Here is a 15,202-nt window from a genome sequence, read left to right on the forward strand (position 1 = left end):
TAAATAAACAGAGATTCATGAAAAGATATATGTTAATGATGCTGTGCTTTTTTTTGGGAAGCATGGCCATGGCACAAAATAATGAACCGGATATCAGTCCGGAAAGAAAGCAGGCGATTGACTCTTTGGCCTTGGAGAAAGTTCGAGACCTGAGTAAATACATCACCATCATCGGGGATAAGAAAACCCGCGATGTGGATGCCAATGCCGCCATTGATCGCGCGGTGGAGCTTTTTGATGAGGGTGCCAAGATTGACGTTTCTTCCCTTAACCGACCGGATGATATTCGGGCCTATCCGGTGAAGGACTATTTGAAGCGGCTGAAGTTATTGAACTATGATCAAGTGAACATCGAATGGTTCCATATTCAATATATTTCGGATTTGGTGAAGCAGGCCGATGGTCGTTACGTCGGGGTGATCACCATTTATCAGCGATTCGAAGGAAAGCGAAAAGACGGGATGAAATATGTGGACACCACCAAGAAGGATATCACCGTGTATGTAGAGCGTAAGAAGACGGTCATTCAGGGTAGAACTATCGGCTTCTGGGATGTTTTACTGGGAGATATTCGGGTGACCAACACTTATAAATAATCTCAAACGAGACAGGCAGAATGATCAGCATTTTGCCTGTTTTTATATATTGACTATGCCACTGAAAAGAATTTTGTGTTTGCTCCCCTTTTGTTTGCTGGTTTTGCCGGTTTTCGGGCAGGTGGGCAATTATTTGGATGCGGAGGAATTTTATGCCCGTACCAAGCAGGTGAATCAGTTTATTCGTCGCTTCAATGGGGAGGAGGATCTGAAAGGAGTCCGAATCAACACCAAGGACAAGACCTACCGTTCTCAAAAGCTGCGAAAGAAATATTTACCTCAGCTGATAGATCAGCAGAATCAGGCGATAGTAGACCAATTGACTGCCTTCGGAGTCGAGGTGATCGAGGGGAAGCCGGCAGAATTTTTGGATTTTTACAGCCCTGATTGGTTTGCCGAAGTGCATGCGGACGTGCGCTTTGAAGGCAGGAACATGCCGATCACCTTTTTCCTGAAATTAGAAGAGGCCAATGGCGGCTGGAAGTGGGTGATTGATCATATTCAGTTTGCCCCATATCAGGGACTTTTTGATATGGAACGTACGCCAAAGGAATTTTTAAACCCGCTCAGCCATGAGCTGTACTTTATGCCTTTGAATGAAGCCATGCAGGATCCTGCCCGTTTGGAGGATTATGCCTCGAAAAATTATACGCCGGATGTATTGACCCTCTTTTTATATGATATGAAAAGGGGACGGCTGCAATTTAAGGGGGTGAACAATGTACACCTTCATTTCTTTCAATTAGAAGGCTGGTATTTTGAATTATCAGAATTTAATCGATCCGGAAAAAATGCCGGCTGGCTGATTTCTAATTTAGTGAAGGCCGAAACAGCGGATAAAGAAAAACTTAAAGCCTATATTTTGGCCCAATAGCAGGCCCCTGGACTACGAATAAGCTATGAAAATAATGAAATGGAATATCAAGAGCCTGTTGCTCCTGTTGCTGATAGTCGGACAGGGCGGATGGGCACATGCCCAGCAGGATCACTTTGAGGATTATAAAGAATCCGCAGAGCGACTGATTGGCTACTGGCAGATATATGTGAATATTCTCGGGGATTCCACAGAGATGATGGAGGATAAAGACCGCATCATTGAGGAGAGTTATCTACGGGTGGTGGACAACCCGAAAGTGCAGGTAGAAGATGATTTGGATGAAGAGCGCTTGGTCCCTTATTACAAAGATGTTCAGGCCTATCTGAAAGACATCACCTTTTTCTATCGGTTTGCGCAGTTCAATTATTCTATTGAAGCCGTCGAGCCTTTGGTAAATGAGGCCGGAGAGTACACCTTACTGGTGAAAACGCAGCGTAACCTGCAGGGTAAATTGATCAAAGGCGCCAAAATGGTGAACAACACCCAGGAGGTATTCTTTGAGATGTCCGTGAATGAGTCTGATAAATCGGTGAAGGTTATCAGTGTGTATGCGACCAAACTGAATGAGGACGAAGAATTGTATAAATGGTGGCTGGCTCTACCGGAAAACTGGAAAGGTATATTAGGGCAGGAAGTTTACCTGCCGGATTCCAGCACTTTGGCTTCCTGGGGGAAATGGGAACCGGCCCCGGTGGAAGCAACAGAAGAGACCGTAGCTGAGGAGGACAACCTGGCGCTTGCGGATAGCTTGGGAACCGATACGCTTTGGGTGATGAATAAAGCAGATTATATTCAGGCCATTAAGCAAGCGGTAGAGCTTGAAGAGCTGGATTTGTCGAATCGCATGGAGTTGTATGAGTTCGGTGCCCTGTCCAGACTGCGCAACCTGAAAGCGCTGGACATTTCCCATACTTTTATTGATACTTTAGGGGTTATTCGTAACCTGACTCATTTGGAAAAACTGAATTTGAGCTATACGCGCATTCGCGATTTGAATAACCTTCAGTTTTTATTGTCGCTGAAAGAATTATCGGTACAATTTACGCCCTTACATGAGGCCAGTACCCTGTCCCGATTGTCAGCCTTGCAGCGGCTGAATCTGAGCTATACACCATTTGATTCTTTGGCAATTCTCAAGTACAATAAGGCCCTGCAGGTGTTGGATATTTCCGGAACGGCGGTTCACGATCTGGATCCGATTAAACAAGTCACCGGGCTCAAGGAATTGCGCCTGGCAGAAGATTCTCTGGTGAACTATGACCTGCTATCCGAATTTTACCAGTTAGAAAAGCTGGACCTTACCGGTTCTACAATCAAGGATTTGAAACCTCTGGAAGAGTTGAGTAGCCTTCAGGTTGTGGTGGTGAAGAATACGCATGTAGAGGACTTAAGCCCTCTACAATATTTGTCTTCCCTGAAAACAGTTTACTGCGATAATTCTGGCGTTGGTATTGAGCAGGCGCAGGATTTCATGCGACAGAAGTCCGGCACGCTGGTAGTGGCAGATTCTGAAATGCTGCAGAAATGGTGGGAAACGCTGCCATCTGCCTGGTCGGAGTTGTTCTATGAAATGCTGCCCGATAGTCTGGAGGCACCAACCGGGGAATGGTTACACCAAACGGTTTTCGGGGTAGAAGAGCTGGATATGCATGGTCGGGACATTATGGACCTGGAACCTTTGCGAGTATTGCCGAATCTGAAGAAGCTGAATTTTTCTAATACAGGGGTTTATCGATTAGATCCGCTTGCGGATATGACCGGTTTGTTGAAGCTTGATTTTGCCAACACAAAAGTGAATGACCTTGCAGCCATCAAGCACCTGAGTCAGTTGGAGGAAATTGATTTTTCCGGTACGCAGGTGGGGCATTTAGATCAGTTTACAGGGCTGAAAAATCTGCACACCATTAAGGGTAATCAAACTGCAGTGGGGGATTTGAAAGCCCTGACAGATTTGCCCGAATTAAGAAGGGTGGAATTTGATAATAGTCGGGTGGAGGATGAGGACGTCCAATTATTTTTAGAAAATCACCCGGACTGTCTGGTGATCTATAAAGGAGAAGTTTTGGGCAAATGGTGGGCAGGCCTTTCCCGTTCCTGGAAACAAGCCTTGGAGAAGAATCTGCCTATGGGTACCGCTCCGGATGTCGATAAGTTGCATGAACTGATTTTGAGCAAAACCATTGATATTTCCAATCAGCCGGACGTGCAGCGTCTGGAGGCTTTGGATCCTTTTGTGAATTTACAAAAGCTGGTGGCTCGAAATATTCGACTAATGGATTTTAAACCTACACTCAAACACCAAAGCCTGAAATACCTGGATTTGTCCAACAACCCCTTAGAGGATATCGAAGGTATCGGCGAGTTGGCTAATCTGGAAGTCTTGTTGTTGGAAAATGCACAGATTCCATTGTTTGAGCCTATTCTGGATTTAAAGTCATTGAAAAAATTGAATATTTCCGGGACAAAGGTGAAGAGAATCAATGGGGTGGAAGATATGACTGCATTGGAAGATCTGGCCTTTTTCAATACCCGTATCAAAGGAATCAGCAGACTATCTGCGTGTAAGAATTTGAAGAAGCTTTCTTGTTACAACACTAAGGTGAAGGATTCCGATTTGAATAAATTGAAAGCAGCTTTACCGAAGCTGGAAGTGGATTTTTATTGATGTTGAAAATTTAAGTCCATCAAAATATCATCATTAGGGTAGTCATTTCGACTGCCCTTTTTTTTATGGAGATCAGCCGAATGTTGCAGTATTCAACAGACCTAATTAAAATTACCGATAAATTCATTGGTTCAATTCAAGCGGCTTGTTGGTAATCTATGGTGGGTGTTTTTTTTGATTATTAGCCCACATTTGGGGGAAGCTTGCTTTCTTCTCAATATCTGCTTCATTGGAAAAAATCCGAAAAAGGTAAAATTCCTTCATTTTTCCATTCATACCGCTAAACGAAGATTTATGCATACATAATTCGGGATAATTCATTTAACTTACCAGACATATAATTTTAAGATCAAATTTCAAGATAGTGGAAAAGGTTGTTTTGGTTACCGGCGGTTCTTCCGGTATTGGAAAAGCGATAGCAGTTCATTTAAAAGCAAATGGGTATCGGGTGTTTGGTGCCAGCCGAAGAGCAATTTCGGATGATCCTTCCGGATTGGAATACCTGCAGATGGATGTGAATGAGGAGGCTTCCGTTCAGTCGGGTATCAAGCAATTGCTGGAGATTACAGGTCGATTGGATGCGGTAGTGAATTCCGCAGGCTTAGGGACTATAGGCGCCGTGGAAGAAATGCCGGTGGATACTATTAAGGAAGTCTTTGAAACGAATTTTTACGGGGTATTGCGGGTATGTCAGGCCGTCTTACCTATTTTCAGAAAGCAACGCTCAGGTCATATCATCAATATTTCTTCCATTGCCGGAGAAGTGTCTCTGCCTTTCAGAGGGTTTTATTCCGCCAGTAAATTTGCCATGGAAGCTTTTACGGAGGCCATGCGAATGGAGGTGAAAGGCTTCGGGGTGAAAGTTGCTATTATTCAGCCGGGAGATTTCAATACCAATATTTCCAATTCCAGAAAGAATGCCGACTTAAAGTCAGATTCTCCCTATTCCAAGCTGATCAATGAAATGAATAAATTGATCGCCTCCGGAATGGATAGTGCTCCTACGCCGGAAGTGGTGGGAGAAGTGGCATTGAAGATTCTACAGGCGGATCAACCTAAACTCCGCTATCCGGTTGGGGCTTTTACGGAGAAGATTTCAACAAAATTGAGGAAGTTTTTACCGGTACGTCCTTTCGAACGCATTATTATGGGGCACTACAATATGTTGGATAAGGAAATGTATGAGGAGTAATTATTCCTCTTTGGCCCGGCTAAGTTGATGATGAATATATGCCTTAAGAGCGGGATTTTCGTTTAGTAAATCTTTCAGATGCTTAAGGCATTTACTCTTTTTATTTTTAAGCGATTGTTCGCTGGATAAGCCGCTGGAGCCCAGTAATTCGTCGTATTTTAATTGATGAAAGTAGTAATCTGTGAGTAATTCTTTACAGCCGGAGGGCAGTTGATCGAAGATTTTTTGAACTTCTTTTTTTCGGTCGATATTGAAAGTCAGGACCCGGTCTAATTCTTCTTCAATTTTTGGAGACTGATTAGCAATCATATGATCCCCGATTGCTTCATAATTCTTTATGCGACTATTTTTTTTGAGCGTTTGCAACCAGCGGTTTCTGGAAATGGCATACAAAATGGTGTTAAGGGTGGCGGCCTGCTTAAAGGTTTTTGCCTGAATCATGTCAATGAGAATCAGTACCGCATCCTGAAATATATCTTCCGCATCCTCTTCGATACCGTTATTGTAGCAAATCCATTTGCGAATAGCCGGATAGGAGCTTTTGTATAGGGCCAATACCGCCTTTCTCATATTTTTTCCACTCTGAATAATCTTAATGATTTCCTTATCTTGCATGCTTAGTCCAATTTTCACTGAAAGCATAACAAGAATAAGCAGAAAGAGTGATCTCAAAGTATGGAAGGGCCAGGTAGGGTTTTACTCAAATTTGATCCCAAATCACTGCTGTATCATTCTAAAGTTTGAAATAATAGCCCATAGTGAAGGTTACAGCACTATTCAGCAGGGCTTTGATGTTTTCGCGATTGCCGGTGACATCTGTAAGTCCAATGGTGTAATAGGAAGAAATAATGAAATTTGGTCTAAGCTCATACTCCAAGCCAATATTAGCAGAAATATCCAATGGATTAAGCAGGGAGGTAACATTTCGTTTTTTACCATCCTCTATTTCGGAAGCATGCATCAGCAAGCCAAACTGCGGCCCTCCGATCATGTTGAGATTCTTCTGGTTAATGGAGACCTTTCCCCAAATGGGAAGCTGTAGGTAGTGAATGTTCAGGTCAAATTCGCCTTCTTCCCCTTTAAAAGAGGCGCCATTTTGGGAATAAAAAAGGCCTACTTTTGAATGTACTTCATGGGTGAGTGGCATCACAAACATGGACCCAAAGCGAAATCCCATTAATCCTGAGCCGCCTTCCTGCCCAACACCGGACATGGAAGAATAATTCAGTCCCAATTGTGACTCCAAGCCAATATTGGAAAAGGTATCTTGAAATTTCCAGCCTCTGGCTTGTGCTGAAAAAGAAAAAAATAGCAAGGAAACAAAAAGGGCGATCTTATTGGTCATGGTAGCAAGCAAGAAAAATGCTGTAAGTTTTTATTTTGGCGGGGTAAAACTAAAAAATAATTAAAGCCTAATGAAGGAAATTTTTAAACATCCTTCATTAGTTGTTCAAAATCCTGACGGCTTCTGTCAATGGTGATTTTGGATCGGTAACAAACGCCACCTATCGGTGGGTTAAATTTGGAAATGTCCACCTTGCAATGGGTCACCGAAGGGATTTCTCGCATGATCTTCATCAAAATTCTTTGGGCAACATTTTCCAATAATTTGGCAGGAATGCCCATTTCTACCTTAATAATATTGTAAAGGTGTGTGTAGTCAACCGTTTTACTTAAATCATCATGAATGGCGGCATTGAGCAGGTTGGTTTTTACTTCTACATCCACGCCATATTTATTTCCTATTTTTTGCTCTTCCTTGTGGAATCCATGGTAAGCAAAAAATTCCATTCCCTCTAGCGTAACTTTCCCCATGGCTTATAAATCATCAAAAAATGAGGAATCCCCTCCCTGATTATGATCATCTTTCTTTGGAGCTTCCGGTTTTGTCTTCTTTTGTTCAATTTCAGGGACGCCGAAAGTGTCCGGTTGATCCGTAATTTTACTGTCCTCTTCCTTTTTTTCAGTAGCTTTCAGTTGCTCCATGGTAGGATCCTGCGCCAGTTTGCTTTGTATCTTTTCCATACCGGCAATAAGGAGTTCGTGCTTCTTTCGGATTTCCCGTTTTTTGAAGTCCATTTTTCCAATACGCAATTGAAGGTCTTCCAAATTGCCTTTGAGCTCACTTATAAAGTCTTCTCCCATTCCATCAATAGCACGGTAATGTTGCATCATGGATTTGATTTCTTCTTCCACATCTGTGCTGAACTGATGAGATTTCTGCTTCAGCTCATGGTTCATATTGGCTACCCTTTCCTCGGCCTCATTCACCATTCTAGAGGCTTCCATTTGTGCCTGACCGACAATTTTTCCCGCTTCCATCTGCGCTTCGCGAAGGATAATTTCGGCTTCTTTATTCGCCTGTTCTTTAATGTTGGCACCAGTATCTTCGGCCGTTTTCAAAGTCTTGAATAGCGAATTTTCTACCTCTCTAAGTTTTTCTACTTCCTTCTCCGCAGCAGCCAGCCTGAATTTTAGTTCTTTGCTTTCATCTATGACTTTTTCCCATTCCGAAGAAAGCGACCGCAAAAAGGCATCAACCTCTTCTTTGTCGTAACCACGAAAAACTTTTTCGAATGATTTTTGGCGAATTTCTAAGGGTGTTACTCTCATAGTTTTACTCAAAGGTGATGTTCCAAATGGAAATATTTCTATCGTCGCTGCCGGAAATTAGGAAGTTTTTTTCCGGTAACCAAGCTAATTTGTTCACAGAAGTGGCATGCCCGGCATGTCGGGATTTATCAACCACTTTTAATAGGCGAAAGTCCTGATATCGCCAAATTTTAATGGATTTGTCCATGCTGGCGGTGGCAAAATACTTGCCGGAAGGATCAAAGCAAATATGGTTAATGGCATACATATGCGCGATGATGTCTTCTTTCAATTGATAATCTTTCTCTACTTCCCATACTTTCAAATGGGCATCCCGACCAGCGGATAATAAATGCGTACCGGAAGGGCTGTATTGTAGGGTGAAAATAGAATTGGTGTGTGATGCTATGGTCTTCACCAGTGATTGATCCTCACTGTTGAAAATCCGAATTTTATGGTCGCTATAGCCAACGGCGAATTGCTTCCCGTCGGGAGAAAGAGCGATGGTTCGGGCGCTTTTTTCGGAAAGCTTAATTCTGTTCTTAACGATCAGCTGTTTCCGGTCCACCAGGGTGATATGACCATCAGACTCCGCCATAATGATCTGATCCCCTAAAACCTGTAAATCAAAAATACTGGCTTGTGTACATTTTAAGCTTGCGATTTCTTTTTTCTCTCCTACCCGAATAAAATGCAGACCCTCAAAGTTTTGCCCTACAATCAGTAAGTCTTCCTCCGGAATGTATTTTAACGCATAAATAGAATGGGGTACTTTAGCCAATAAGTCGCCCTGATCCGGTTGGTTCAGGTTCCAGGCTACCACCATGCCATCACCGGATCCACTAAAAAACTTATGACCTTCTTTTCCCTTTTCTAATGCATAGACGCAGTCGCGATGTCCTGAAAAGGTGAACTTTTTTTCTACTTTAACCAAAATCGTGATTTAAATTTCTCGATATAGCGCGGGATACTCCCAATATCCATGGATTTGTATAATTTTGACGGAAGAATCCATACAAAATCAAAAAATGCCAATCGCTAAGATAGAAAAATTAAAGGAAAACCTTTTTTATAGTTTGTGGGAAATTAGTGAGCAGGAGAGCCTGGATACCCGGCTATTTCCCGAACTGGAGCGCATCCGGCACGCTTCCCGTAGGCGGGAGTCTTTAGCGGCCAGAATGGCTCTATTGGCACTTTTGGAAGAAAAGAAAGTGGAATTCAGGGGGTTGGTCGTGAATGAAAACAGGAAGCCTTTCCTGAAAGGGGGGGCGGGCCACATCAGTTTGACGCATGGCGGACAATGGGCTGCATCTGCATTTTATAGCCAGGGACCTGTTGGGATGGATATTGAAAAAATTTCAGAAAAACCGGTTCGGGTGGCTGAAAGATTTTGTTCAGAGGCGGAATTGGAATACGCCGCCGGCAGGAAGGAGTATTTAACCACCCTTTGGACCATCAAAGAGGCGGTATATAAATGGTATGGTTTGGGTGGGGTGGATTTTCAAAAACACATTTTAGTCCCTGGCTTTCAATTTGAACCGACGGGTGGAGAATTAGATGTCATGTTGGACTTTAAGCAGCTCAAAATTCAATTGAAGATCTGCTACTTTCAGGTGGGAGATGCTATTTTAACCGTTTGCTATCAGGCATAAAAAAAGCGGATGATTGAGTTTCATCCGCTTTATTTTGCTTCAAGAGCTAGAAAAGATCCTGCCAGCTTCTTGTTCTGTTAATTTTCAGGTCTCTCAACAGAGAGGATTTGGCATTAATGGTAAGTACATAGGACTGGTAAGCGCCAAAAGGCACCCAGTTAAAAGACATTTGCCAGCAGTGCAAGTCCCGGTTAATACCAATATTGGTTTGGGTCAGGGCTCTGGCTTCAAAATCGAAACCGGAGCTGAAGTTAATTTTCCAGTGCTCGGTCAGGGTCAGGTCTCCGGAGAATCGCATGGCCTGGGTAATTCTCGGATCCTGAAATCCGGTTTTATTATAACCAAAGTCATAGTTAATTCTCAAACTCCATGGAATATCGAAGTCCACATAGGCCTGTGGGTTTCTGATTAACCATTCTTTATCTGCAATATCCAGATCAGAATCATCTACATCTTTCTGAAATTTACGGTCCTTTTCCCGTGCTTTCGGGTTAAGGTTGGTGCTCAGCGCCACTCTAAAGCTGGAAAGGTTTCCTATGCCATTGCCACTTTTCCAGGCGTATTCATTGATCCGGATCTGATCTACCGTTCGGTCTCCATTGGCATCTGTACCTTCATTCAGCAAAACATAGGTGTAGGGATCCACTGTGGCATTGACACTAATGTTCAGCTTTTTATTGAAAATGGCCGTACGCGCAGCAATATTGAAGTTCGATAAGTTAAAGGAGTCCGCTGCAAAATTGTAACTGGTACTGAAAGAGAAGTTGTCCAGTATGGGGACTTTCTTCGTTCCGACGCCCGTGGAATCCTTCTTGTCAAGGACTTTGGCCTCCAGGGTGTTGGATAGAGAGAAAGAGGCCGTGGCGGCATTACTCGCACTCGGCGTTCCGTAGGCAAATCCATCATATCGGGATAGTGTACGTTCCTCTCCGGGAGCTACCTGTACCGTTTGGTAGTAACCAAACTTGTCATCCGTAAAATCCGGAGAAGCACTAAAGCTCATAGAGGGCGTCATCACATGGCGAATGGCCTGAAGATTACCTCCCTTAAAGTATTTCGTACCGTACAAACGCGTGTTTACCGATACACTCATATTATAATCGTAAACATTATAAAAGCCCGGAATGGTGTCTACTTTTACGGCTTCCTCTTCAGGAATATAATTATAGTCCAATTGCTTGGTGTACTGTCGGATAGTAGAGTTAAAAGAAGGAGAAACCGTAAAGAACTTAAACAAATTGAAAGAAGTAGTCACCGGAATCTGGTGTCTGATACCAAACTGACCTCTGGCGATTAGATCCTCTAAACTGGCTGAGCTGATATCCAGAATGGAATCAGCCTGCACCGGTCTGTCCGAGACCTCATAGGAGGGATTGGAAAATGGCTTATTGGAAAGCTGATTAGTTAGCGTACCATTATAGTTCAGGTTAACCTTCTCGTACCACTTATCTCCACGAGAGTTTTTTCCACGAAAAGGGTAAATCCGGTTCATTAAGTTCCAGGACATATCCGGTAGGGTAATGTCCATTTGCCCGGTGTTTACATTCTGGTTGATCCTTCCCGAGGCACTGTAGTTAAAAACATTTCCCAGTGTTCCGCTGTACTGCACGCTGGAAGTAAAGTTCTGGCTCAGGTTGTTGTCCAGGCCACCTTGTCCGTAACCAGGGTTTATCTGGTTATAGTTGTTGGACATAAAGTTAACGTTAGCCGAGAAGCGTCCCTGACCCGGGCGGGATTTCGGCGCATGACGCCACTGTACCCGGAAGGTGTTGGAGCTACCGCTTTCATTTAAAATACTGTTCAGGCTGCTGTTGGACTGATATTCAATGTTAATACCCCCGTCATACTTGTAGCGGTCCCGGTAGGTGGACTCAGCGCGGAAGCCCCAGTCTCCGCGGGAGTAAACGGTACCATACAGGGTTAAATTGACATAGTCATTAATGTCAAAGAAATACCCTAAATCTCTTAAGAAAAAACCTCGGTTACGTTCTTCTCCAAAAGAGGGAATTAAAACCCCCGAAGAACGACGGTCGGGCATGGGGAACATTCCTAATGGGAAAATCGCCGGAACGGGAATATCCATTACGTACACCTGAAAAGGACCCGAAACTAATTTGTTATTCGGGATCATTTTGATCTTACTGGCTTCGATATGAAAGTGAGGATCCGGTAAGTCACAGGTAGTATAGCGGGCATGGTCTACCATTAACTCATCCTGTGGGTTTTTAACAATGGTGTCTCCATGAATATATCCATCCTGCTGCTGGGTGATTACTCCGGTAATCATGGCTTTTTTGGAATCAAAATTGTAAGCCATGTTTTCAGTTTGGTAGACTTGCCCATTATCACTGAATACCGGCTTTCCAATAACATTCCCCACGGTATCTTCCGTTCCCTCTGCCACCACCACATTGGTCGCATAGTTCAGCTGAATATGGTCCGCATCAAGCTCGATGGTACCATAAGTAACCTTGCCCTCTCCGTACATTTCAACATCCTGAGTGCGAAGGTTTAAGGTAAGGGAGTCTGCCGCCTGATAATCAATTTTAACTTTAATCGGGCCTTTAGGAACCCTTTTTAAGGAATCCTGAAGGGCTAATGAATCTAAAGCTAATGAGTCCAGCGCAAGAGAATCGGTTAATGTCGAGTCAACATCTGTTGAGTCACTACGTAAATATGGTACAGTAATCTGCTGGTTTTCTTTATGGTTTGCGGCGATATTTAGCCAGCCAATAAAAACCAGTAGACTTAGATATTGGATTTTATACACTCCTATTTTTCCGTTTTTAGAAAAATTCACAATTTTGTGTAAAGTTAATGTCTTTCTAGTATTCCAAGCATTAAAAAGGTGAAAAATCTTCCTATACTGTTACTATTGACCTTGGGCCTTTTGGTAATGTCCAATACCTCACTTGACAAGCACCGCTATCAGGTGAAAACTGTTGTAATTGATGCCGGCCATGGCGGAAAGGATAACGGTACTTCCGGTAATAAGTCCCGAGAAAAGGACGTTGCCTTAAAAATTGCCCTGAAATTGGGGGAAATCATCAACGAAAATATTCCGGATGTGAAGGTGATCTACACACGGAAGGAAGATAAATTTGTGGAATTGGCCGATCGGGCATTGATTGCCAATCAAAATCATGCAGATGTTTTCATCTCCATTCACTGTAATTCCACGCCTCATAGCCACAAAGTGAAAGGAACAGAAACCTACGTAATGGGTTTGCATACTAATGAAGGTAACCTGGATGTGGCCATGAGAGAAAACGAATCCTTGCTTATGGAGGACAACTATACGCAGACCTATGAAGGCTTTGATCCGAATTCTCCGGAATCTTATATTTTATTTAGCTTATATCAGAATGCATATTCCGACAATAGTCTTAATTTAGCTTCTAAAATTGAAAAGCAGTTTAAATCGAGGGTGGGGCGACATAGCCGAGGAGTGAAACAAGCAGGATTTGTAGTTTTGTGGAGAACCTCCATGCCAAGCGTATTAGTTGAAACCGGCTTTTTGAGTAATCAGGATGAGGAAAAGTTTTTATCCGATAAGTTAGGGCAAACCTATATTGCTTCCGGTATTTATCGGGCATTCAGAGATTATAAAAACGAGATAGAATCAATATAAACCATTTAGTTTTGAATACATTAAAAAGCAAGGAGCTTAAAGTGGGGGCCATGGTTTTGGTCGCCTTTTCTTTATTATATGTGGGATTAAGGTTTTTAAAAGGCATTAATTTCTTCTCCAGCTCCAATACTTATTATGCAGTCTACACGCATGTAGATGGGCTTATTCCTTCAAATCCCGTTTTGGTGAACGGACTGAATGTGGGAATGGTGACCGATATTGAAATCTTACAGGATCAGGGGAATCAATTAAAAGTAGAAATGCTGATTGATCGAAAGGTGAAGCTGGGACCTAAGACGGTGGCGGAATTAGCCAGTAATGGTTTGTTAGGGAGTAAGATTATTAAATTAAATGTAGAAACCAATATTAGCGAACCGCTGGAAAGTGGAGCCAAATTACTTTCTCAAGAGGAAAAGCCATTTACGGCAGTGGTGGCTGATCAGGCCGCACCTATAGTAGATAAGCTGGAAAAATTATTGACTGATTTTCAGGGAAGTGGGGCAGAAGCAAAGAATATGATGCATTCTTTAGCGCAGACTTCCGCCAGCGTGGATTCACTGGTATTGGCCAATCAGTATCGAATTGCATTGATGTTAAGTAATATTTCTCAAACTTCCGCTCAGTTGACTACCACCTTAGCGGCTTTGGATCCCACACTTAAAAATGTAGAGAAAATTACAGCGGATGTTGCTTCTACAGATCTCTCCGAAACCGTGGATCACTTAAATAATAACCTATTGGCTTTGCAGGATATTTTAGGCCAGGTCAATAATGGAGAAGGAAATATGGGGAAATTATTGAAGGATGAGGCACTGTATGAGAACATTAACCATACCGTGCAAAGCATGGACAGCCTGTTAATGGATCTTAAAGAACACCCAAAACGCTACGTTCATTTTTCTATGTTTGGTAAAAAGGATAAAGCCGAAAAAGAGAAAAAATAGCTTTTTTCTTACTTGTGTTAGTTCATTTGACAAAAAAAAGGTTTTTCATTACGAAAGACCTTTTTTTATTTCGCGGGAAATGGTCTTTGATGGAGAAGGTCTCTATCCGACTCAGGCGCAAAATATCTACTTGCCAATTTCATGATCAAAACTCGGGAGTTTAAAGCATTGGTGTCCTTATTGGATGATGAAGATCAAATGATTTCCAGTCATATCAATGAAAGAATCCTTTCTTTGGGGGTAAATGCGCTTCCGCTTTTGGAAAAGGCCTGGGAGGAATATACCTGGAATCCGGAGGTGCAGTTAAAGATAAGCGAGCTGATGCATCACCTTCAGTATCAAAAAGTGGTGGAAGGGCTTGAAAACTGGAGAGATGGTGATCAGAAAGATTTGATGGAAGCCCTGTATTGGATGGCCTGTTACAGCTATCCGGAGTTGCAAAGGGAGGAGTTGGACAATATGCTGGACGCGATTATTCGAAAGGTCAGACCAGGTTTTAACCCTGATGGGCATCCGGTGAAGCAGGTCAAGCATATTAATCAGGTGTTTTTTGATGAATTAGGCTTTGGACCTAATAGTCGCAATTTTCACAACCCGGCCAATTCGATGGTTAATCAGGTGATGTTGACCAAGAGAGGGAATCCAATATCCCTCTGTAGTGTATATTATTTAGTGGCCAAAAAGCTGGGCATGCCCATTACCGGGGTGAATTTGCCGAATTTATTCGTTTTAATGTATCCCCATGAGACGATGCCATTTTATATTAATGTCTTTAATAAAGGCCTCATTTTTTCAAGGGAAGATTTAAAAGAATACGTGCGCCATCTGCAACTCAAAATGGAGCCCGTATTTTTTGAGTCTTGTTCGCATTGGGATATTGTGGTGCGTTCTCTACGCAATTTACATTACTCTTTTGAACATCTGGGGGCTACAGACCGTGCCAAAGACATTCAGACGTTAATTGATATTTTCTCTAAATGAGGGGGTGTTTGTTGTTAATTACATATTGAATGCCTTTATTTTTTCAATTGTTAAAAAAATATTAGCTTCGGT

At 42.7% G+C, this 15,202-nt stretch carries 14 protein-coding genes; 8 read left to right on the plus strand and 6 right to left on the minus strand.

Annotation, left to right across the window (positions count from 1 at the left end):
- Nucleotides 1-17: 17 nt before the first annotated feature.
- From NG22_RS00770 to NG22_RS00785, 4 genes are all read left to right on the plus strand, one after another.
- Nucleotides 18-596 (plus strand): hypothetical protein, encoded by a 579-nt coding sequence (locus tag NG22_RS00770; protein ID WP_053403958.1) that lies wholly within the window; start codon nt 18-20, stop codon nt 594-596.
- A gap of 55 nt (nt 597-651) precedes the next feature.
- Entirely contained in the window at nt 652-1,470 is an 819-nt protein-coding gene (locus NG22_RS00775; RefSeq protein ID WP_053403959.1) for a hypothetical protein, read from the plus strand.
- Nucleotides 1,471-1,504: 34 nt separating this feature from the next.
- Nucleotides 1,505-4,138: a leucine-rich repeat domain-containing protein gene (locus NG22_RS00780; protein WP_157600792.1), complete on the plus strand. Its 2,634-nt coding sequence runs from the start codon at nt 1,505-1,507 to the stop codon at nt 4,136-4,138.
- 364 nt (nt 4,139-4,502) lie between these two features.
- Complete coding sequence (locus NG22_RS00785) at nt 4,503-5,330, plus strand: SDR family oxidoreductase (protein ID WP_053403961.1); 828 nt, start codon at nt 4,503-4,505, stop codon at nt 5,328-5,330.
- Here the strand turns inward: NG22_RS00785 and NG22_RS00790 are convergent, their stop codons facing one another.
- From NG22_RS00790 to NG22_RS00810, 5 genes are all read right to left on the minus strand, one after another.
- Nucleotides 5,331-5,945 carry an RNA polymerase sigma factor gene (locus tag NG22_RS00790; protein ID WP_172674294.1) on the minus strand — a complete coding sequence of 205 codons (615 nt, stop codon included), beginning with the start codon at nt 5,943-5,945 and terminating at the stop codon, nt 5,331-5,333. It abuts the gene before it with no gap.
- Between the two features lie 118 nt (nt 5,946-6,063).
- Nucleotides 6,064-6,675 carry an outer membrane beta-barrel protein gene (locus tag NG22_RS00795; RefSeq protein WP_053403963.1) on the minus strand — a complete coding sequence of 204 codons (612 nt, stop codon included), beginning with the start codon at nt 6,673-6,675 and terminating at the stop codon, nt 6,064-6,066.
- Between the two features lie 83 nt (nt 6,676-6,758).
- Nucleotides 6,759-7,145: a dihydroneopterin aldolase gene (folB, locus tag NG22_RS00800; protein WP_053403964.1), complete on the minus strand. Its 387-nt coding sequence runs from the start codon at nt 7,143-7,145 to the stop codon at nt 6,759-6,761.
- A 3-nt stretch (nt 7,146-7,148) separates the two neighbouring features.
- A complete protein-coding gene (locus tag NG22_RS00805) occupies nt 7,149-7,943 on the minus strand; it encodes a DivIVA domain-containing protein (protein WP_053403965.1) in 795 nt (264 codons plus the stop codon).
- A 4-nt stretch (nt 7,944-7,947) separates the two neighbouring features.
- Entirely contained in the window at nt 7,948-8,856 is a 909-nt protein-coding gene (locus NG22_RS00810) for a WD40 repeat domain-containing protein (RefSeq protein ID WP_053403966.1), read from the minus strand.
- Nucleotides 8,857-8,950: 94 nt separating this feature from the next.
- Here NG22_RS00810 and NG22_RS00815 point away from each other — a divergent pair, with 94 nt between their 5' ends.
- Nucleotides 8,951-9,574: a 4'-phosphopantetheinyl transferase superfamily protein gene (locus tag NG22_RS00815; RefSeq protein ID WP_053403967.1), complete on the plus strand. Its 624-nt coding sequence runs from the start codon at nt 8,951-8,953 to the stop codon at nt 9,572-9,574.
- Between the two features lie 46 nt (nt 9,575-9,620).
- Here NG22_RS00815 and NG22_RS00820 read toward each other — a convergent pair whose 3' ends face one another.
- Entirely contained in the window at nt 9,621-12,374 is a 2,754-nt protein-coding gene (locus NG22_RS00820) for a putative LPS assembly protein LptD (protein ID WP_157600794.1), read from the minus strand.
- A gap of 48 nt (nt 12,375-12,422) precedes the next feature.
- Here NG22_RS00820 and NG22_RS00825 point away from each other — a divergent pair, with 48 nt between their 5' ends.
- The 3 genes from NG22_RS00825 to NG22_RS00835 all read left to right on the plus strand — a co-directional run bounded on the left by NG22_RS00825 (nt 12,423) and on the right by NG22_RS00835 (nt 15,130).
- Nucleotides 12,423-13,205, plus strand: coding sequence for an N-acetylmuramoyl-L-alanine amidase (locus tag NG22_RS00825; protein WP_053403969.1), 783 nt, complete (start codon nt 12,423-12,425; stop codon nt 13,203-13,205).
- Between the two features lie 11 nt (nt 13,206-13,216).
- Nucleotides 13,217-14,149, plus strand: coding sequence for an MlaD family protein (locus NG22_RS00830; RefSeq protein ID WP_053403970.1), 933 nt, complete (start codon nt 13,217-13,219; stop codon nt 14,147-14,149).
- A 141-nt stretch (nt 14,150-14,290) separates the two neighbouring features.
- Nucleotides 14,291-15,130, plus strand: a complete 840-nt coding sequence (locus NG22_RS00835; RefSeq protein WP_053403971.1) for a transglutaminase-like domain-containing protein — start codon at nt 14,291-14,293, stop codon at nt 15,128-15,130.
- Nucleotides 15,131-15,202 lie beyond the last annotated feature (72 nt).

This window comes from Persicobacter sp. CCB-QB2 (assembly GCF_001274635.1).
GTDB lineage: Bacteria > Bacteroidota > Bacteroidia > Cytophagales > Cyclobacteriaceae > Persicobacter > Persicobacter diffluens.